Origin of the sequence: Saccharibacillus sp. WB 17 (assembly GCF_008634075.2) — a bacterium.
Lineage (GTDB): Bacteria > Bacillota > Bacilli > Paenibacillales > Paenibacillaceae > Saccharibacillus > Saccharibacillus brassicae.
On record NZ_VPFK02000020.1, the window covers coordinates 339,140 to 358,213 of the forward strand.

Below are 19,074 nucleotides of genomic sequence, written 5' to 3' on the forward strand. Positions count from 1 at the left end.
GTCCATGTTCGATTCGACGCGGTTCCCGGGCGACGGCGAAGCGGGAAGCTATTCGCCGCCGCGCACCGAAGACGGCTTCGTGTACGCGATCCGGCCGCAGCAGATGCGGCTGTCCAATGCCAGGGCGATGGCGCTGTACGACCGGATCGCGCGTTTTCACGCGGTGGCGAACCGGCTGTACCTGAAGCTGCGCTTCGGCGGAGAGATTCATTACCGCTGGACGTTTCTGTCGCAGCTGGACGTCCGGCGCGGCGAACGGGTGCTCGAAGTGTCGGTCGGCACGGGCGGCAATCTGCCGCTGCTGCCTGCGGGCGCGCATCTGTACGGGCTCGATCTGTCTCCCGCCATGCTGAGGCAGGCGGCGCGGCATTTGCGGGAATGGGGCACCGAGGCGGAGCTGATCCACGGGGAAGCGGAACATCTGCCTTTTCGCGGCGATACGTTCGACTGCGTGTACCATATCGGCGGACTGAGCGAGTTCGGCGATCCGGCTCTTGCGCTGCGCGAGATGATCCGCGTAGCCAAAAGCGGCACTCGTATTCTGGTCGCCGACGAAGTCGACCGGCGCACCCGCGCGCGCCGGCCGCGCATTTCGCTGGCCAAGCCCGGCGATCTTCCGCGGCCGGACGTGCTGCGCATGCTGCCGGCCGGCATGCTGGACGTCCGTTACGAAGAAGTCTGCAAAGGTCTCATGTACCGCCTGACGTTCCGCAAGCCTTGACGGTGGGGGCAGCCGGTGTATTCCGCCGGCCCGGCAGCTTGCAGCCCGGCAGCTGCCTCGTCGATCACTGCGGCATCGATACATAAGCCGCGGAAGCCGGATTGCCGCGGCACGCACAAAAGCGCTTTTCGATCGCGAGAGGTTCTTTCCACGGAAAGAACCTCTCGCGCCGAAAAGCGCTTTTTGATTTTGGAAAATGTGCGCGGCGCTCTCTAAGCTTTGTTCTATGCGCGGTGTTCGCCGGACTTCGGACTTCATAAATCGTCTGGTTCCGGAGGCTCCTGCCGGCCGCCGCGGCGTTCGCCGGGCTTCTCCGCCGGAGGAGGACCGCCCGGCATTTCGTCGGGCAGGGCGCCCGGCGCAAGCTCGGCCGTCGAAGTGCCGGCATCGGGCACGCCCGACGCTTCGGCGGCTTCGGCCAGCTCGTCCTGAATACTGCCGGTCCACAGCGGCACCCCGCTTCGGTGCGCGGCCCGGCCGTTCAGATGGCCGGCCACGGGCGCCGTGATGAAGAAGAAGACGATACCGAGCAAAATGTTCATGCTGGCCGTCTGCATGCTGGAGGCGAAATACAGGAACACGCCGGTCAGCACGCAGAGAACGCCGAGCGTGGAGCTTTTGGTAGCCGCATGGGAGCGCAGGTATACGTCCGGCAGCCGGATCAGGCCATAGGCGCTGAACACGCTGAGCAGGGCGCCCAGCAGGATCAGCAGCACCGAGATCCATTCAATCATCAGTTGAATCGTCTGGAGCATTCAGCACCCGCCCCCTTTCCATGTAACGGGCCAAAGCCACGGTGCCGAGAAAGGCAAGGATGCCGATCAGCAGCACCAGTTCGAAGTACGCGGTAGAGCGCATATAGGCGCCCGCAACGGCGACTTCGGCGGCGACGTTGACGCCGATCGTGTCAAGCGCCGCGATCCGGTCGGCGATCGAAGGGCCTTTGAGCACCCGGTAGAGGCAGCCGCCGATCGCCAGCGCCAGCAGAATCATCGAAATCAGCAGGACGGTTTGCATCAGCTTCGGGTCACCTCCATGATCGCTTTTTCGAACGTTTCGCGGATATGTTTCTCTACGCCGTGGGCTTCCTGCATGTCCATCGCATGAATGTATAGCGTCTTCTCGTCATGGCTGACTTCGAGCAGCAGCGTGCCCGGCGTCAGGTTCATCAGCGCGCACAGCAGCGTCAGTTCCCAGCCGGGATGCAGTTCCGTCTCGTAAGCGAAAATGCCCGGAGACAGCGTCAGCTTCGGCTTGACGATCTGGCGAATGACGGCGAACGAAGATACGACCAGTTCTTTGAGCAGCAGTCCGAGCAGTTTGACGCAGGCCCACACTTTGCGCGGATAAAAAGGCCGGGGGAAAAATCGCCGCATCAGCGTCATCAGCAGCAATCCGATCAGCAGGCCCACGAGGAAGCCCGATATCGTCATGTCGCGCATGAGCAGCATCCAGACGAAAGCGATCGCGAGATTGAGCAGCAGTTGAAAAGCCAAGGGCATCTACTCCTTAAATACGGCTTGAATATAGATCGTCGGATCGATCAGCACATTCGAAGCGCTCTCGATATACGGCATGACCGGTTCGGCGAACAGGCCGAGCAGTACGATCAGCAGCATCAACGGGGCGGAACCGAGCAGCAGCTTGCGCGATTGTTTCCACTGCGCTTCGCGCGGCCGGCGCGGTTTGCCCCAGAAGCCGAGAATGAAAATTTTGATCAGCGAGTACAGCAGCATCAGGCTCAGCAGCACGCCGGCCGCGGCGATGACGTATTGGCCGTTCTCCAGGCTGCCCTGGATAATGAGCAGCTTGCCCGGGAACCCGCTGAGCGGGGGAACGCCCACGACGGCGAGCGAAGCGATCAGGAACATCCAGCCGAGCAGCGGGGAATGGGTCAGCACGCCGCCCATCCGGTTGATCCGCTCGGTGCCCGTCTCGGCCACGAGAATGCCGGCCAGCAGGAACAGCAGCGCTTTGACGATCATGTCGTGTACGAGATAGAACACGGCTCCCTTGAGCGCGTCTTCGTTGGAGACGGACAGCGCAAGCGACATGAAGCCGATACTGGCGATAACGTTGTAGCCGAGAATCCGGTTGACGTTCGTCTGGGACACGGCGCCGAATCCTCCGAGCACAATCGTGGCGATTGCCATCGTGCCGATCAGCATATGCGTCACTTCGGTCTGGTGATAGAAGATCAGCGTGAACGTGCGGATCAGGGCGTACATCCCGACCTTGGTCAGCAGCGCGCCGAACAGCGCGGAGATCGCGGCGGGCGGCGCGCCGTAGGAGCCGGGCAGCCAGAAGAACAGGAACAGCCCGGCTTTGACGCTGAACACGACGAGCAGCAGCGCGGAGACGACCGTGATCGGTCCGGTCTGGCCGCTCTCGGCGATGCGCATCGACAAATGCGCCAGATTGAGCGTGCCGGTCGCGCCGTACAGGTAAGCGACGGAAGCGACGAACAGCGTGGACGACAGCACGTTGATCAGGATGTAATGCAGCGTCTCCCGGAACTGCCGCTTCGTTCCGCCGAGTACGATCAGCGCATAGGAAGACATGAGCATCAGTTCGAAGCAGACGAACAGGTTGAACAGGTCGCCGGTCAGGAACGAGCCGTTGACGCCGGCGATCATGAAGTGCACGAGCGAATAGAAATAATGGCGTTCGCGCTGCTCGTCGATCCCGCGGAACGAGTAGAGCAGGCAGCAGGCGGTGACGATCGAAGCGGTCAGTACGAGCAGCACCGCGAACATGTCCGCCACGAGCACGATGCCGTACGGCGGCGCCCAGCCGCTCATATTCAGCGTCTGGATGCCGGTATGCTGCACCTGGTACAGCAGGAACACGGCCACGGCCACGTTCAGCAGGGCGCTCAGCAGGCTGATCCAGCGCTGAAGCTTCAGCTTGTTATGCAGAAAGATCAGGATGACCGCCGTAAACAGCGGGATGAGCATCGGAGCGACTACCCAGTTGTTCATTGGCGACGCCCCCTATGTCTGGACGATTCGCTGCGCATCCGTTCCATGTCGGTCGTATCGAGCTTCTGGTAAGCCCGGTAGGACAGGACGAGGAAGAAAGCGGTGATTCCGAAGTTGATGACGATCGACGTCAGAATCAAAGCCTGCGGCAGCGGATCGACGAATTGTTCTTTGCCACGGCCCAGCAGGGGCGCCGCGCCGGTCTTGAGCATGGACATGGCCATTAACAGGAGGTGCACGGCATGGGTCAGCAGCGAAGTGCCGAGTACGATGCGCAGCAGGTCCTGGGTCAAAATGAGATAAATGCCGACGGCGAACAGCACGCCGACGATCACGGCTACAATGACTTCCATCAGCTATCCTCCCCAATCGTGAGCAGAATCGTCATGGTTACGCCCACGACGGCCAGATACACGCCCAGATCGAAGATCAAAGCGGTATGCAGCTCGGTCTCGCCGAGCAGGGGGAGCTGGAAATAACCAAAAGCATGCTTGAGGAAAGGCTCCCCGAAAAAGAGGGCACCGGTTCCGGTGCACAGGGCGATCAGCAGGCCAAGCGCCGTAATCAGCTTGAAATCGAACGGAATGACTTTGCGCACCGTTTCGATATCGTAGGCGAGCGCCAGCAGCAGCAGCGCGCCCGCGCTCATCAGCCCGGCAATGAATCCGCCGCCGGGGCTGCCGTGGCCGGTGAAGAACAGGTACAGGGCAAAAGCCAGGACGATGAAGACGACGATTTTGGAAATGTTTTGCAGGAAAATATCGCTGCCTCTAGGCATCGGAATTTCCTCCTTTCGGGCGTTCGCCGACGCTGTCGGCTCCGTCGGCCGCGTCGACTTCGTCCAGGTCCTCGGCATCGCCTTGGGCAGGAGCGTCGGAATCGGAAGCGTGCGGGCCGAAGTCTTCGTGGGAAGACCCTTTTTCGTGCACGTCTTCGCCGGGACCGTCGTGTCCGTACTGCGATCTGCGGAACAGGGCCGCATCGTCGTCGGACTCGTCTCCTTCGTGGGAGACGTGGCGCGAACCGACGTCGGTCGCTTTGCGCCGCAGCTTGATCATGTTGTAGATGCCGATCGAAGCGACGCCGAGCACCATGATCTCGATCATCGTATCGAAGCCGCGGAAGTCGACGAGAATGACGTTGACGATATTTTTGCCGCCGGCCGATTCGTAGCTTTCGCGTACGTAGTAATCCGAGACGGGATCGAACGGATTGGTGCCGAGTACGGCAAGTGCGACGAGCGTCATCAACACGCCGACGGCAATCGCCACGAGGAAGTTGGGCAGCCGGAACCGGACGGCCTGCTGCTCGGTACGCAGCTTGGGCAGGTGGTAGAAGCACAGCAGGTACAGCGTGACGGAGATCGATTCGACGACCATCTGCGTGAGCGCAAGGTCCGGCGCGCGCAGGAAGACGAACATCAGCGTCATCATGTACCCGACCGTGCCGGTCAGGATGATCGCGACCGGCCGCGATTTGGCGAACGGAACCGCAAGCGCTCCGGCGGCCAGTCCGAGCAAAATGACCCATTCGTACGGGGCGATCTGCGCGTAGGCGCCGACCCGGAACGTAATGTCGGTCGAATTGAACAGGATGAAGCCGAGCACGAGCATCATGAAACCGAGAATGTATTTGACGTAGCTGCGCGAAGAACCGTTCATATAGAGCGCGGTAACGCGCACCGTGATCCGTTCGAAGAACCGCAGGCTGGAATCGTAAAAGCGGTTGATCGACATGCGGCGCGGCACGAACGAATACAGCTTGATCCAGTATCGGACCGTCAGCGCGAGCGCCGTGCCGACGCCGATCACGCCGATCGTCATCCACAGCGCCGGCGTGAAGCCGTGCCACAGCTTGATATCAAGCGGCAGGTTTTCCCCGGAAGCGGTCACGATCGGCATCATCGCTTCGGCCGCCGGGCGGACGAGCGAATAGGCGACCAGACCCGGGAACAGTCCGAGCGCGAGGGCGAGAAATGCGAGAATCGCCGGCGGAATGAACATGAGCGGCGGAGCCTCGTGAATCTTTTTGCTCCGCAGCGCTTTTTTGCGCGGGCCGAGGAACGTGCGGAACACGAACAAGACGGAATAGACGAACGTGAGCACGCTCGCGATCCAGGCGATGACCGGGAACAGCGCGGCCCATGTCTCCAGTCCGAACACTCCGGCATGCAGCGGTTCGATGACCGCTTCAAGGAACATTTCCTTGCTGAGGAATCCGCCGAACGGAGGCAGCCCGGCCATCGAGAGCGCGCCGAACAGCGAAATCGTGAACGTGACCGGCATCAGCTGGGCGAGTCCGCCAAGCTTGCGGATATCGCGGGTGCCGGTCTCGTGATCGACGATTCCGGCGGCCATAAACAGCGCGCCTTTGAACACGGCATGGTTAAGCAGGTGGAAAATGGCGGCGGTGCCGGCCGCGGCATACAGCATGCGTTCTTCGCCTTCGAAGACGCCCGCCAGCGAAGACAGGCCGAGCAGGCACATGATCAGGCCGAGCTGGCTGATCGTCGAATAGGCCAGAATGCCTTTGAGGTCGGTCTGCCTGACTGCGGCGATCGATCCGTACAGCAGCGTGATCAGCCCGCCGAGCGAGACGATCCAGAACCATTCGGACGCGCCGGCGAATACCGGGCTCATCCGCGCGACGAGATACAGTCCCGCCTTGACCATGGTGGCGGAATGCAGATACGCGCTCACCGGGGTCGGAGCCTCCATCGCGTCGGGCAGCCAGATATGGAACGGGTACTGTGCCGATTTGGTAAAAGCGCCGAACAGGATCAGGATCATCGCCGGCAGGAACAGGGGGTGCGAGGCCAGCGGCGCTCCGGCTTCGAAAAGTTCGCGAATCCGGTAAGTGCCGCTCATCACATACAGCAGGATAAAGCCGCTGAGCAGGCCGAGTCCGCCCGCCATCGTGATCAGCATCGACTTGAGCGCGCCGTAGCGCGATTTGTGCTTCTCATGGTTGTAGCCGATCAGCAGGAATGACGTGATGCTGGTCAATTCCCAGAAACCGTACAGAGTCAGTAGGTTATCCGACAGCACGAGTCCGAGCATCGCGCCCATGAACACCAGAAGAAAAACGTAAAATCGCGTCAGCGGATCTTTGGAAGCATCCATATAGGCAATCGAATAGAGGGAGACGAGGGCTCCCATTCCGGTAATCATGAGGGCGAACAGGAGAGACAATCCGTCGAGATACAGAGTGAACGAGATGCCCAAGGACGGAATCCAGGCAAACGATTCGTTAATCGGGGAACCGGCGCGAATATTGGCCGAGTAACCGAGCAGGGCTGCGAAGACCAGCACCGACAATGCGGCGGCAAACCATCCTTTGTGCAGACGGGGGACCGCTTTCCCGAGCAGCGGGAGCAGAGCGGCGAGCAGGAACGGCGACAGCGTCAAGAGATGGAGTAGGGACAAACGGCTTCTCCTTTCCGCTTCATAAATTTTGCGGCTCGGCAGCTTTCAACCAAGCTTTACTTTTTAATATTACCCGACTTTTGGTAAGATAAAGCTAACAAAATGGTTTTTTATACAAAAACATCGTTCGCGCGCCCTCCGAAAAGAGAGGAATAAAGCGAACGGAAGGAGAGAATCGCTTTGAACGAAAACAAGTTCGGGCAAGCAGACAAGTCCAGACAAATGCAAGATTACGATCTGATGGATCGGCAGGCGCGAACGCTGTTCGTGCATACGCCGAACGGCCGGCTCGCCGCGGTCAACGAACCCGGCGGCGGAGAAGCGCCGCTGTTCTTCGTCAGCTCCGCGCCGGGCGTCCGGCTGCTGCGGTTCGCGGACAGTCTGTCCGCGGCAGCCGAACGCCGCATTGCGCATCAGCTCGATCGCGAAGCCGATCCGGGCGCCGCGCTGCGCGCGCTCGGCGGCGGCCTGCGCGTTCGCGCCGTCTGGTCCGGTCCGGCTTATCTCATCCGGACCGGACCGACCTTCGGCAGCGCGGCGCCGCTGCCGCGGTCTGTCCGCGTCGAAGCCGTGCATGCCGGCAACGCGCAGGCGCTCGGCGCGCATTTTCCGCGGCTGCGCGCGGCGTGGAGTGCGCGTCTGCCGATGGCGATGGCGACGCTTGACGGCATCGCCGTCTCGGTCTGCTTCGCCGCGCGCCGAGGCGAAGAGGCCGCGGAAGCCGGCCTGGAGACGGCGTCCGCTTTCCGCGGACAGGGGCTGGGCCCGGCCTGCACGTTGGCCTGGGCGGAGCAGGCGCAGGCCGAAGGGCTGCTGCCGCTGTACAGCACTTCGCACGACAACGCGGCTTCGCGGCGCATCGCCGAGAAGCTGCGGATGCGCGCTTACGGCACGAATTTTCACGTGACCGGCGATTGGACCGGAGGCTGGCCGGGTTGATCCCAATAGTTCCAATGGTCCGAATCGTCCGAATGGCCCAAATCGTTCGAATGATCCGAATAGCCCGAATGAAGGATCGGACCTGAAGGAGGTCCAGCCACGTTCGTTCGCCTGAAGCGCACGCAAAAAGCTCGGGACACCTGCCGTCCCGAGCTTTTTGCGTGCGAACCGATAGGAGCGGGGCCGCGCCTCTTCAGGCGTTATTTTTTCGGCACGCTTACCTGTCCGGCTCCGTACGTGTCGAACCAGCCTTTGATCGTGTCGAAGTCGCTGGAGAAAGACAGCGACAGCAGCAGCATCAGGCGGGCATGCACCGCGTTCAGATTGTCCCCGGCAATGATATTGGCGCCGCTGGAGTAGTTGCTGCCCGATCCGGTTCGGGTCGTGGCGACGAAGATCGTATCGTGCTCCGCGATCGCCGCGGTCCGCTCGGCGCTCATCGCCCGCGAAATGCCGCCCGCGCCGGTGCCCGCCGTCACGATGCCGTCGGCTCCGTCCGCGACAAAAGCGGAGATGGCGCCTGCGCCGGCATCCTGGTACGAATAGGCGATCTCGACTTTGGCCAGACTTTTTTTGTCGAGCTTGGCGAGATCGAACGGCGTTTTCCAATCGGCGGCGCCCAGCAGCGCCCGATACGGCGCGCGGTAGACGCGCACGCCGGCTTCGTCGATATAACCGAGTGCGCCGAGTTCCGGCGTGACGAACGTGTCCGTCCGGTAAGCATTCGATTTCGTCACTTCGCGCGCGGCATGGAATTCGTCGTTCAGCATAAGCACCGTGCCGAAGTATTCCGTTTTGCCGCTTGCCGCAAGCTTGATAGCGTTGTACAGATTGGCCTGCGCGTCGCTGCCGATTACGGTCCAGGGGCGCATCGAGCCGGTGACGACGACAGGCTTGGAGCTGCGGACCGTCAAATCGAGGAAGTAGGCGATTTCTTCCATCGTGTCCGTGCCGCTTGTGACGACGACGGCATCCTGCGTTTCCAGCGCTTTGTCGACGCGCAGCGACAGGTCGTACAGGTCGGGAATGCTGTAAGCGCTCGAACCGGAATTGCCGAATTGGTATGTACTGACCTGCGCGATCTTGTTTTTGTCCGGAAGCTCGGCGACCATGTCCGCGATCAGCAGCGTGCCGGCCCGGTAGTTGGCGAAGCTCGTGGCGTCGGCGGATTGTCCGGCGATCGTGCCGCCGGTGGCGATCACTTCGACTTTGGGCAGCGTTTTGGCGGCCGGGGTCGCGGAAGTTCCCGCCGGGGCCGGCGTGCTCGCGACGACCGTGCCGGGGATCGTTTCCGCCGCGGAAGCGCCGGGCAGGCGTACGACCGGGGCCGCAGCCGCGGCGGTGACTCCAAGGGCAAGAACCGCTTTCATGACTTTCATGGACAATGTGGACATCAAACTCCTCCTTGGTAGTCAAATGAGCCGGAAAGAGAGATAACATAACGCTGCTTGCTTCCCGATGTCCATAAATATAAATCGGTGTCAGTTTATTTAACAAATCCAGAAAAAGACCGATTAAGCGCTTTATTCGTGTTTATTCGTCAAATATTGCTGAATATCTGCCTTTTTCTAAATCGTTTTTTTATTTTTTACAGCTAAAAAGTCGAATGTGCCTGTACCATTGTCAGGAAAATTAACTTAATCGACTTCCGAAAATCAAAAGCGATATATTCATCTTTGCATATGAATATATATACGTTAAATAGAATTAATATTCAACATGCGCACATTTAGGCTTGCTCGCTTTGCAGATCCAATTGCCACGTTTCGACCTCGAACTGAATGCCGTAATACAGCACGACAGATTGTTCTGCCAGCTTGAAGCCTTTTTTGGACAGCAGCCCCTGCAGTCGGCGTTGATCCCGGATGACCCATAACAGCACTTGGGAACGGCCGGCACCCCGGGAGAAAGAGATCGCTTCGTCGAGCAGACTGCCGCCGATGCCGAGTCCCCTGCGCTTGGATTCGACCATGAACAGCTTGATTTGGGCGCGCCGGGCGTCCAGCAGGTCGAGCACGATCGAACCGGCGCTTTCGCCGTTCATCTCCGCGATCCAGCAGCGCGCCGACGGTTCTCCCGAAGCGCCGAACAGCTGGGCGGCCGTATCGGTCAGCACGAGGCGGAATTGTTCGGACGGGCCGAATGTCTGCTCGAACAGCGCTTCGTACGCCTGGACGATACGGTCGGCGTCCGACGGTTCGGCTTCGCGCAAAAAAAAGCGAATATCGAGCGTATGCGCGGAGCGCGCTGCGTTGATCTCGTCGATCGTCCGGATCGCGTCCATCAAGCGAACCTGATCCGGCTCGGACAGGCCGGCGAGATATTCCGCGACGTCGTCGTCGACCCGTCGATGGAGCAGGCGGGCGATCCGGACGCCTTGTTCGGTCAGCTTCAGCACCCGTCTGCGTGCGTCGCGTTCGCTGCGAGGGCGTTCGATAACGCCGCCCGACTCCAAGCGGCCGAGCAGCCGGCTGAGATAACCGGGGTCGAGCCCGAGATTGCGGCTCAGGTCGGTGGCGGTCAGGCGGGGCTCCCGCGAGATTTCCAGCATGATGCGCGATTCGGTCAGCGAATACGAGCTGTGCAGCAGCCGTTCCCGCAGTACGCCGGCCTGCATCGTGTCGCTGTAGTTGAATGCGCGCAGCGTTCGAATCCTTTTTTTCCAGATCAAAGGGTCGGGCATCGGTTCACTTCCTTTCCCGGCTTGGAGAGCCGGTCGCCATTTATAGAGATAGAGGTAGATTTGGCAGCACCTTCCGATTATAACAAGAAAGACAGCCGGGAAAAAAGAACGCCTGATCCGAAATTTTGTGACTAGGTTACAAATTTCGAATCTACACTTGATCCGAAATTTTGTGACTAGGTTACAAATTTCGAATCTATGCCCGATCCGAAATATTGTAACTCCAATATGAAAAATGAAGCCTTACCGCAGCGCCAAACGAACGATACAATAAATTTAGAAAATGTAAGCACTTACAAAATGAACCGGTTACAGACCGGAGGGGGTCGGAAGATGGAGAGAAAAATTGCGGCGCGGACGGCGGAACTGCCGTCCGATCGGGAAGGGAAAGCGCGCAGATGGTGGAGAAGGCTGCTTCAGCAGCGGCATTTGCAGACGATGGCGCTGCTCGGCATCGCCTGGATGTTCGTCTTCAACTATATTCCGATGTACGGCATCATTATCGCGTTCAAGGAATACAATATCGTCGACAGTATCGCAAATTCGCCGTGGGTCGGCCTGACTCATTTTCGCGAGTTTTTGCAGGACGACGAACTGGCCGGAGTCATCCGCAACACGCTCGGCATCAGCTTGATCAAGCTTGTGATCGGGTTTCCGCTGCCGATTATCTTCGCGCTGTTCCTCAACGAACTGCGTTCGGTCCGCTTTAAGAAAACGGTACAGACGATCTCGTACCTGCCGCACTTTCTGTCCTGGGTTATTCTCGGCGGCATTCTCGCGACGTGGCTGGCCGACGTCGGCATCATCAACAATGTACTGATGGGCCTCGGCTTGATCAGCGAACCGATCTCCTATCTGGCGGAGCCGAAATATTTCTGGGGCATCGTCATCACGTCCGACATCTGGAAAGAGCTGGGCTGGTCGGCGATCATCTATCTGGCCGCCATGGCGAGCGTCTCGCCGGAGCAGTACGAAGCGGCGACGATGGACGGAGCCGGGCGGTTTCAGAAAATGTTCTACGTCACGCTGCCGAACATCCGCCCGACGATCGCGATTCTGTTCATTCTGGCGGTCAGCGGCGTGCTGAACTCCAACTTCGACCAGATTCTCGTGCTGCGCAATTCGCTGAACGAGAGCGCCAGCAGCGTTATCGATATTTACGTGTACCAGACCGGTATCCAGCAGGGCCGCTTCTCGTATTCGACCGCGGTCGGACTGCTCAAATCGGTCATCGCGCTCATCCTGCTGCTGATCGCGAACGGCGTGACCAAAAAATTGAACAACACTTCGCTTTTCTAAGCCGATTTTCTAAACAAACGGAAGGAGGAACCGCGGCATGTTAACGTTAAAACGCAAAACGAGAAGCGAAGCGATTTTCGATTTTCTGAACGTCGTCGGGATGGCGCTGATCTGCTTCGTGACGATCTATCCGATCTGGTACGTGCTGGTCAACTCGTTCAACGACGGCACGGACGCGATGCGCGGCGGCATTTACTGGTGGCCGAGACAGTTCAGCCTGGACAATTTCGGCGCCGTGTTTCGCAGCGAAGGAATCATGATGGCGATGGGCGTGACGGTAGCGAAGACGCTGGTCGGTACGGTCGCCCACGTTTTTTTCACCGCGATGGTCGCTTACGCTTTTTCCCGCAGAGGACTGATCGGAGGCAAAATCTACATTCTGATCGGAACCGTTACCTTGTTTTTCGGAGGAGGGCTTATCCCGACCTATCTGCTGATCCGGGACCTGCATCTGCTCGACAATTTCCTGGTCTATATCATTCCGGTGCTGTTCAGCTTTTTCGATCTGATCATCTTCATGACCTTCTTCCGGGAAATTCCCGAAGGACTGGAAGAAGCGGCGCGTATCGACGGGGCGAACGACTGGTCCATTTTTCTGCGAATCGTGCTGCCCGTCTCGATGCCGGTACTCGCCACGATCGCGCTGTTCCACGGCGTCTATCAATGGAACGATTATTTTACCGGGATGATCTATATCAACAATACCGATTTGCAGCCGATCCAGACGTATCTGTACCGGGTCGTGGCGGAATCCAGCTCCAACCAGATGATGGCGGCAGTCCCGGGAGGCGTTACGCGTTCGGTCACCTCGCAGTCGATCAAGCTTGCGACGATGGTCGTGACGACCGCGCCGATCGTGTTCGTGTATCCGTTCCTGCAAAAATATTTCGTCAAAGGCATGATGATCGGCTCGATCAAAGGTTAAGCACAGACAGACCGCTGCACCCGGCAGTACCAACCTAAAGAAAAGGGGTACACACATGAAAAAAAGAGGGAAAAAGTTCTCCATGCTGCTCGCGGCGATGCTGATGATCTTCAGCACGGCCTGCTCGTCGGGCGGACAAAGCAAAGAAGCGGCGGAAAAAGAAGAAGCGGCGCAGGCGGCGGTCGATCCGAGCCAACCGTCCTGGAAAAACGACACGTCGCCGATCACGTTCGACTGGTACATCAACTTCGCGTGGTACACCGGAACCGACTGGGGCAAAGACCTGACCAGCCAGTATGTGACCAAAAAGACCGGCACGAGCCTCAACTTCATCGTGCCGGCCGGCAACGAAGCCGAGAAGATGAACACGATGATCGCGTCCGGCAAACTGCCCGACTTCGTCACGATCGCCTGGAGCGACGACGCGGTCAAAAAAATGATCGAAGGCAAACTGGTGCTGCCGCTGAACGAGCTGGCGGACAAATACGATCCGTTTTTCGTGTCCAACGTCGCCGATCCGGCCAAGCTGTCATGGTACACGCAGGAAGACGGCAACGTCTACGGCTATCCGAACGCGTCGTCTTCGCCGGCCGATTTTGAGAAATACGGCGAAAACTACGTGTCCAACCAGGTGTTTGTCGTGCGCAAAGACATGTACGAAGCGATCGGCAAGCCGGATATGAGCACACCGGAAGGGTTCCTCGCGGGACTTCAGGCTGCCAAAGACAAGTTCCCCGACGTCAACGGCCAACCGATGATCCCGATCGGCCTGCACGAGTTTACCGACAACGGCAACTATTCGCTTGAAGGCTACCTGCAAAACTTCCTGGCGATTCCGCAGCAAAAAGACGGCAAGCTGTACGACCGCCAGACCGATCCCGAATATATTCGCTGGCTCAAAACGTTCCGGCAGGCGAACGAGAACGGGCTGCTCGCCAAAGACATCTTTATCGACAAGCGGGCGCAAATGGAAGAGAAAATCGCACAGGGCCGCTATTTCGCCATGATGTACCAGCGCAGCGACTTCACGAACCCGCAAAACGCGCTGTTCGCGAACGACCCGAATTCCGTCTACATGGCGATCGACGGACCGGCCAACGCCGCTTCCGACGAACCGACGCTGTCGGGCCCGGGCATCTCCGGCTGGACGCTGACGCTGATCTCCAAAGACGTGAAGGACAAAGCACGCGCGATCGGCTTCCTGGAATACCTGACAAGCGAAGAAGGCCAGCGCGACCTGTATATGGGCGAAGAAGGCGTGACGTACGACATGGACGGCGACAAGCCGGTGTTCAAGCCGGAAGTGCTGGAGATGCTCAATAGCGACCGGGCCGCGTTCGACGCGAAATACGGCGCTTCGCACAAATACTGGATGATGATGGACACGAACGTGACCGATCAATGGGCGCCCGCGCCGGTTGATCCGTTCAAGCAGATGATGGACTGGACCCGCGGCAAAACGGTCAGCGCGTCCGAGTTCGACCAGATCAATCCGACCGGCAACTCCAAGGAAGGCATCGCCAATACGAAGCTTGGCCAGCTGTGGGGCAAGACGCTGCCGAAGCTGCTGCTCGCCGCTTCCGATGCGGAGTTCGACCAGCTCTGGAGCGATTACGAAGCGAAGCGGGCTTCGACCGGCCTCGCCGAAGTGCAGGCTTACCAGCAGACGGAATACGAGAAAAATCTCGAAAAGCTCGGCGGCACGAAATAATCGACCGGTTCCAACCTGCCTCCCGCCTCACCCCGACGAGTCCCGAGCCCCGGCCGCATGCGCCGGGGCTCGCGGGCCGTGTCGGGGTTTTGGGTCTTGTCAGCGTCCCCGGCCGCTTTGTATGATAGGAAGACTCGCCGTATGAAAACGGATACAGGGGGAGCCGATGGGACGAAGATGGAGAGAAGCCGGGAACGCCGCCCGGCGCTGGATGCAGACCCGTTCACTGCAAAGCCGCCTCGTGGCAGCTTACGCGCTGCTGATTTTGATACCGAGCACGCTGCTGTCCACGTATGTCTATACCGATATCCGGGACAGTTATATCGAAGATACGGCCGTCAAAAGCGAATATTTAATGCAGATCGAGAAGCAGGTGATCGTGAACCAGATCGAGACGATGGAGCGGGCCGCCCAGCTTCCGCTGTCCGATCAGAGCGTGCGGCGCTATTTGACGGAAGAGAACGATCCGACGACGGCGGAACTGGTCGATTTCAATAATACCGCCTATGCGAACCTGGCCCGGATTCCGCTCAACAATCCGGCCATCTTGCATCTGCGTCTGTATACGGCGAACGAGCGCAATTACGAGATCTGGCCGATCATTTTCCGCGAGAGCCGGGTGCGCGAACAACCGTGGTTCAAGCTGACGCAGGGATTGGGCGAACGCCAGGCGTGGCATTTTCGGCCCGAACCTTCCCGGCCGGACGTCGGCGGTTCGGAAGAAGAGCCGCCCAAGCTGTCGCTGCTGCGCGAGATCAACCTGCCCAAAGACCGGCATATCGGCGTCGTGCAGGTGGATATGCGGCTCGACCAATTTTCGCCGCGCACGTTCGGGGAGCTGCAGGAAGACGGTTCGCGCATGCTGCTCGTGACGGAAGACGGCGTCTATACGCGGAAGTCGGAGTCGTCGCTGTCCGGCGATTCCCCGGCGGCGGCGTACGCGGTGTCGCGTATCCGCGCGCTCGGCGATCCCGGCAGCGTGCCGAATATCGCCGACGATTCTTTTCGCTACGACAAAGACGGCACTTCCTACCTGATGACGTACACGCCGCTTGAGCGCATGGACGGTTATCTGCTGAACGCCGTGTCGCTGGAAAAAGTGCTCAAAGACGTCAACCGCACCCGCGGCATGCTGATCTACGCCAATATCGGCTTCGTGCTCGTGCTGGCGCTGCTAACGTACATCATGAATTCGTTTATTCTCAAAAATCTCAAACAGCTGGCCGACGCGATGAAAAAAGTGCGCAAAGGCGAACTCCAACCGGCGCTCGACCTGGGCGGAGGCGGCGAAATCGGCGATCTGGCGCATCATTTCAACAAAATGACGCTGACGATCAACGAGCTGATCGCCGAAGCGGTGCGCAAGCAGGCTCTAATGAAAGAAGCGGAACTGCGCACGCTGTACAACCAGATCGATTCGCATTTTCTGTATAACACGCTCGAAAATATCAAGATGCTGGCGGAGATCGAAGACCAGCGGCAGATTTCGGATGCGCTGACGTCGCTCGGCGGCATGATGCGCTACAATTTCAAATGGACCGGCGAATACGTCAAGCTCAAAGACGAGATCCGGCATATCCGCAATTACGTGGAAGTGACCAATATCCGCTTCGACGAGCCGGTGGAGCTGATTTGCGACATGCCCAAAGCTTTTCTCGAACTGGAGATTTTGAAAATGTCGCTCCAGCCCATCGTGGAAAATGCCGTCAAGCATGCCTGGCAGGAGCTGGGCGAAGCCGGAAGCCGCACGTTTTCGATCGAAGCGCGCGAGATCGAAGCGTCGAAGATCGAAATCCGTATGACGGACAACGGCAGCGGCATGGACGCCCGGCGATTGGCCGAACTGAACGCCGAGATCCGGCAGATCGAAAGCGAAGGAACGGGTTCGGCGTATACCGGCATCAAGCTCGGCGGGATCGGGCTGCGCAACGTGCATCAGCGTATCCGGCTTTTTTACGGGAACGAATACGGCCTGGCGCTGGAAAGCGGGGAAGGCGCGTATACGCGCGTCGTGCTGACGATTCCCAAAGTGCTGCTTACCGGAGGAGGAGGGGACGAATGAGACAGCTGCTGATCGTGGACGACGAGAAAAATATCCGCCACGGCCTGAAAGTGATGATCGAGCGGGAAATGGGCGATGCCTGTCAGATTCGCCTGGCGGCGAACGGGCGCGAAGCGCTGGAACTGCATGCGCGGCAGGCAGCGGAGATCGTCATTACCGATATCCGCATGCCCGTCATGGACGGCATGGAACTGCTGACGCAGCTGCGCCTGATGCAGCGCGCGTCGGAAGGCCCCGTCGTGCTCGTGCTGAGCGGCTACGACGAATTCGAATACGCCAAGACGGCGATCCGGTATCAGGTACGCGATTACCTGCTGAAGCCGATCCGGCGCGAAGACCTGTTCGGCGCGCTCGGCCGCGCGCTGGAAGAACTGGACGGCCGCGTCTCCGAACACGAGCGGGTCAACGCCGTGCAGGAGTACAAGCAGCGGCTGCGCCTGGCCGCGCTCGGCCGGCTGATCGAAGCGGAAGGCGGAGAATTGGAGCGCCTGCTCGGGGAGCTGGAAGCGGACGAAGCGGGGCTGCCGATGCCGTTCTCGCTGGCCGTGCTCGCCTATCGGCACGAGCAGGGCGGCAGCATGGAGCGGAGCGAACTCGAAGCCGTCATCGAACGGCTGGACGGCCCGCCGGGCCGCGCCTATGCGGCCGCCCTGTGGGACCGGGAAGGCCGCCTTGTGCTGATCGACCGCTCGGCCGAACGCTTTGCGCAGCTGGCGGAACTTGCGGAGCGGCGCGAGCTTGGCGGACTGCTGATCGGCCTCGGCCTGCCGGGCGCGCGGCCGCAGGATCTGCCGGCCAGCTACCGGACCGCCTGCCGGGCGCTGCAATATACCTTTTTGCATCCCGGCGTCCATCTGGTCGATGCGCGGGCCGTCGGGAGCGGGCGGCAGATGTTCGAGCCGCCCGAAGAAGAGATCCGGCTGCTTGGCAACCTGCTCGGCACCGATCGCAAAAAAGAGATCAACGAACGGCTGTACCGCATTTTCCGGATTGACGGTCTGGCCCGGATCGATCTCTCCTATATTGAACGGACCGCCCGGTTGATCAACGAAAAGGTGCTCGACGAAGTGTTCCGCCGCTACGGCGAAGCTTCGATGGAAGTGCTCAAGCTGTACCGCAAAGTCGGGAACTGGAACAACTTTCGGTATTTCCACGATTATTTCCGCAGCCTGGAAAATCTGCTGTGCAGCCTGAACGATTATATCAAGCAGGTGCGCCTGGCCCATACGGAGAACGAAAACCTCAAGGAAGCGGTGGAGTTCATCGAAGCCCAGTACGCCCGCCCGCTCAATATGGCCATGGTCAGCAACCACGTGTCGCTCAATTATTCGTATTTCAGCGAAGCGTTCAAAGCGTATACGGGCGAAAGTTTCGTCGTCTATCTCAAAAAAGTCCGGATCGAACGCGCCAAGCAGCTGCTCGCGGACCATGCGCTCAAAACGGCCGAGATCGGCGAAGCGGTCGGGTTCGAGAACGTCAAGCAGTTCGCGCGGGTGTTCAAAGAGCTGGAAGGCATCTCCCCGCACGAATACCGGAGCAAAGCCCATGCGCCGCATTTCGGCTGAACGTTGGGGTCTGCCGGCGCTTTCGCGCGGGCATACCTGCAAAAAGGCAGGGCCCGAACCGCGTTAAACCGTGCTCAACCGGTTAAAAATGGGTAGAAGAAGGGAGCGTGCCGATGATGAAGAACAGATTCGAAGGGCAGAAGAAAAAAGCGCTGCTTGCGGTGCTGGCCGCTGCGCTGATCGCGCCGCTGCCGCTGCTGCCGCAGGCGGAGACGGCTTCGGCCGCGGCGGGGGCGACAGTCTACATAAACGGGAGGGTCGCTTCGGGCGACGTGCTGTTCCGGAAAGGGCGCACGTATTTGACGCTGACCGACATGAAAGCGCTGGGCGACTATACGTTCCGCTACAACAAGACGTGGAAGACGATTACGATTACCGGGGGAGACGACGGCGCGCGCCACGTCCTGACGCTCGGCAGCCGGGAAGCCCGCCGCAACGGGCAGAACCTGACGCTCGAAGCGGCGCCGCTGTCGTACGAGAACAAGACGATGATTCCGGTCCGCGCCGCGGCGCAGCTGTTCGATGCCGAACTGGAATGGGACGAGGCCGGCAATCGCATCCTGCTGACGAAGGAGCCGGAGACCAACGGCTCTTCGACGCGTCCGCCGACGTCGCCGTCCCGTCCGCCCGTCTCGCCGCCGGGGCCTTCCGGGCCGTCGGTGCCGAAGCCTCCGACGCCGCCTTCGATACGCTGACAAAAAGTCCGGGCTCCCTTTGCGGGAACCCGGACTTTTTGGGTGAGCGCGGCCGGAATCGCCGCGAT

General features: G+C 59.8%; 17 protein-coding genes. 8 read left to right on the forward strand and 9 right to left on the reverse strand.

Annotated features, from left to right (window positions below):
• Window positions 1–4: 4 nt before the first annotated feature.
• Window positions 5–721 carry a class I SAM-dependent methyltransferase gene (locus FTE24_RS10835; protein WP_160441726.1) on the forward strand — a complete coding sequence of 239 codons (717 nt, stop codon included), beginning with the start codon at window positions 5–7 and terminating at the stop codon, window positions 719–721.
• 254 nt (window positions 722–975) lie between these two features.
• Here the strand turns inward: FTE24_RS10835 and mnhG are convergent, their stop codons facing one another.
• Genes mnhG through FTE24_RS10870 form a run of 7 tightly spaced genes read right to left on the reverse strand, consistent with a single transcriptional unit; the run spans window position 976 to window position 7,127 of the window.
• Window positions 976–1,476 (reverse strand): monovalent cation/H(+) antiporter subunit G, encoded by a 501-nt coding sequence (gene mnhG, locus FTE24_RS10840; protein WP_141446514.1) that lies wholly within the window; start codon window positions 1,474–1,476, stop codon window positions 976–978.
• Entirely contained in the window at window positions 1,448–1,738 is a 291-nt protein-coding gene (locus FTE24_RS10845; protein WP_141446513.1) for a Na(+)/H(+) antiporter subunit F1, read from the reverse strand. The genes mnhG and FTE24_RS10845 overlap by 29 nt, the downstream gene beginning before the upstream one ends.
• Window positions 1,738–2,217 carry a Na+/H+ antiporter subunit E gene (locus FTE24_RS10850; protein ID WP_141446512.1) on the reverse strand — a complete coding sequence of 160 codons (480 nt, stop codon included), beginning with the start codon at window positions 2,215–2,217 and terminating at the stop codon, window positions 1,738–1,740. The genes FTE24_RS10845 and FTE24_RS10850 overlap by 1 nt, the downstream gene beginning before the upstream one ends.
• 6 nt (window positions 2,218–2,223) lie before the next feature.
• Window positions 2,224–3,702 (reverse strand): Na+/H+ antiporter subunit D, encoded by a 1,479-nt coding sequence (locus tag FTE24_RS10855; protein ID WP_150233441.1) that lies wholly within the window; start codon window positions 3,700–3,702, stop codon window positions 2,224–2,226.
• Entirely contained in the window at window positions 3,699–4,055 is a 357-nt protein-coding gene (locus FTE24_RS10860; RefSeq protein WP_141446510.1) for a Na(+)/H(+) antiporter subunit C, read from the reverse strand. The genes FTE24_RS10855 and FTE24_RS10860 overlap by 4 nt, the downstream gene beginning before the upstream one ends.
• Entirely contained in the window at window positions 4,055–4,480 is a 426-nt protein-coding gene (locus FTE24_RS10865) for a Na(+)/H(+) antiporter subunit B (RefSeq protein WP_150233442.1), read from the reverse strand. The genes FTE24_RS10860 and FTE24_RS10865 overlap by 1 nt, the downstream gene beginning before the upstream one ends.
• Window positions 4,473–7,127: a Na+/H+ antiporter subunit A gene (locus FTE24_RS10870; protein WP_150233444.1), complete on the reverse strand. Its 2,655-nt coding sequence runs from the start codon at window positions 7,125–7,127 to the stop codon at window positions 4,473–4,475. Before FTE24_RS10870 ends, FTE24_RS10865 begins: the two co-directional genes overlap by 8 nt.
• Window positions 7,128–7,307: 180 nt before the next feature.
• Between FTE24_RS10870 and FTE24_RS10875 the strand changes: the two genes are divergently transcribed.
• Window positions 7,308–8,066 (forward strand): GNAT family N-acetyltransferase, encoded by a 759-nt coding sequence (locus FTE24_RS10875; RefSeq protein ID WP_150233446.1) that lies wholly within the window; start codon window positions 7,308–7,310, stop codon window positions 8,064–8,066.
• Window positions 8,067–8,266: 200 nt separating this feature from the next.
• Here the strand turns inward: FTE24_RS10875 and FTE24_RS10880 are convergent, their stop codons facing one another.
• Both FTE24_RS10880 and FTE24_RS10885 read right to left on the reverse strand, forming a co-directional pair.
• Window positions 8,267–9,460, reverse strand: coding sequence for an asparaginase (locus tag FTE24_RS10880; RefSeq protein ID WP_150233448.1), 1,194 nt, complete (start codon window positions 9,458–9,460; stop codon window positions 8,267–8,269).
• Between the two features lie 335 nt (window positions 9,461–9,795).
• The gene (locus FTE24_RS10885) at window positions 9,796–10,749 is read right to left on the reverse strand and encodes a bifunctional helix-turn-helix transcriptional regulator/GNAT family N-acetyltransferase (protein WP_150233450.1); all 954 of its coding nucleotides are present in this window, start codon (window positions 10,747–10,749) and stop codon (window positions 9,796–9,798) included.
• Window positions 10,750–11,082: 333 nt separating this feature from the next.
• Between FTE24_RS10885 and FTE24_RS10890 the strand changes: the two genes are divergently transcribed.
• From FTE24_RS10890 to FTE24_RS10915, 6 genes are all read left to right on the forward strand, one after another.
• Window positions 11,083–12,048, forward strand: coding sequence for an ABC transporter permease (locus FTE24_RS10890; protein WP_150233452.1), 966 nt, complete (start codon window positions 11,083–11,085; stop codon window positions 12,046–12,048).
• A gap of 37 nt (window positions 12,049–12,085) precedes the next feature.
• Window positions 12,086–12,973 carry a carbohydrate ABC transporter permease gene (locus tag FTE24_RS10895; protein WP_141446504.1) on the forward strand — a complete coding sequence of 296 codons (888 nt, stop codon included), beginning with the start codon at window positions 12,086–12,088 and terminating at the stop codon, window positions 12,971–12,973.
• A 55-nt stretch (window positions 12,974–13,028) separates the two neighbouring features.
• Window positions 13,029–14,684 carry an extracellular solute-binding protein gene (locus FTE24_RS10900; RefSeq protein ID WP_150233454.1) on the forward strand — a complete coding sequence of 552 codons (1,656 nt, stop codon included), beginning with the start codon at window positions 13,029–13,031 and terminating at the stop codon, window positions 14,682–14,684.
• 166 nt (window positions 14,685–14,850) lie between these two features.
• On the forward strand, window positions 14,851–16,746 hold the full coding sequence (locus FTE24_RS10905) for a cache domain-containing sensor histidine kinase (RefSeq protein WP_150233456.1): 1,896 nt from the start codon (window positions 14,851–14,853) through the stop codon (window positions 16,744–16,746).
• A complete protein-coding gene (locus FTE24_RS10910) occupies window positions 16,743–18,311 on the forward strand; it encodes a response regulator (protein WP_150233458.1) in 1,569 nt (522 codons plus the stop codon). The genes FTE24_RS10905 and FTE24_RS10910 overlap by 4 nt, the downstream gene beginning before the upstream one ends.
• A 113-nt stretch (window positions 18,312–18,424) precedes the next feature.
• On the forward strand, window positions 18,425–19,006 hold the full coding sequence (locus FTE24_RS10915; protein WP_150233460.1) for a copper amine oxidase N-terminal domain-containing protein: 582 nt from the start codon (window positions 18,425–18,427) through the stop codon (window positions 19,004–19,006).
• Window positions 19,007–19,074 lie beyond the last annotated feature (68 nt).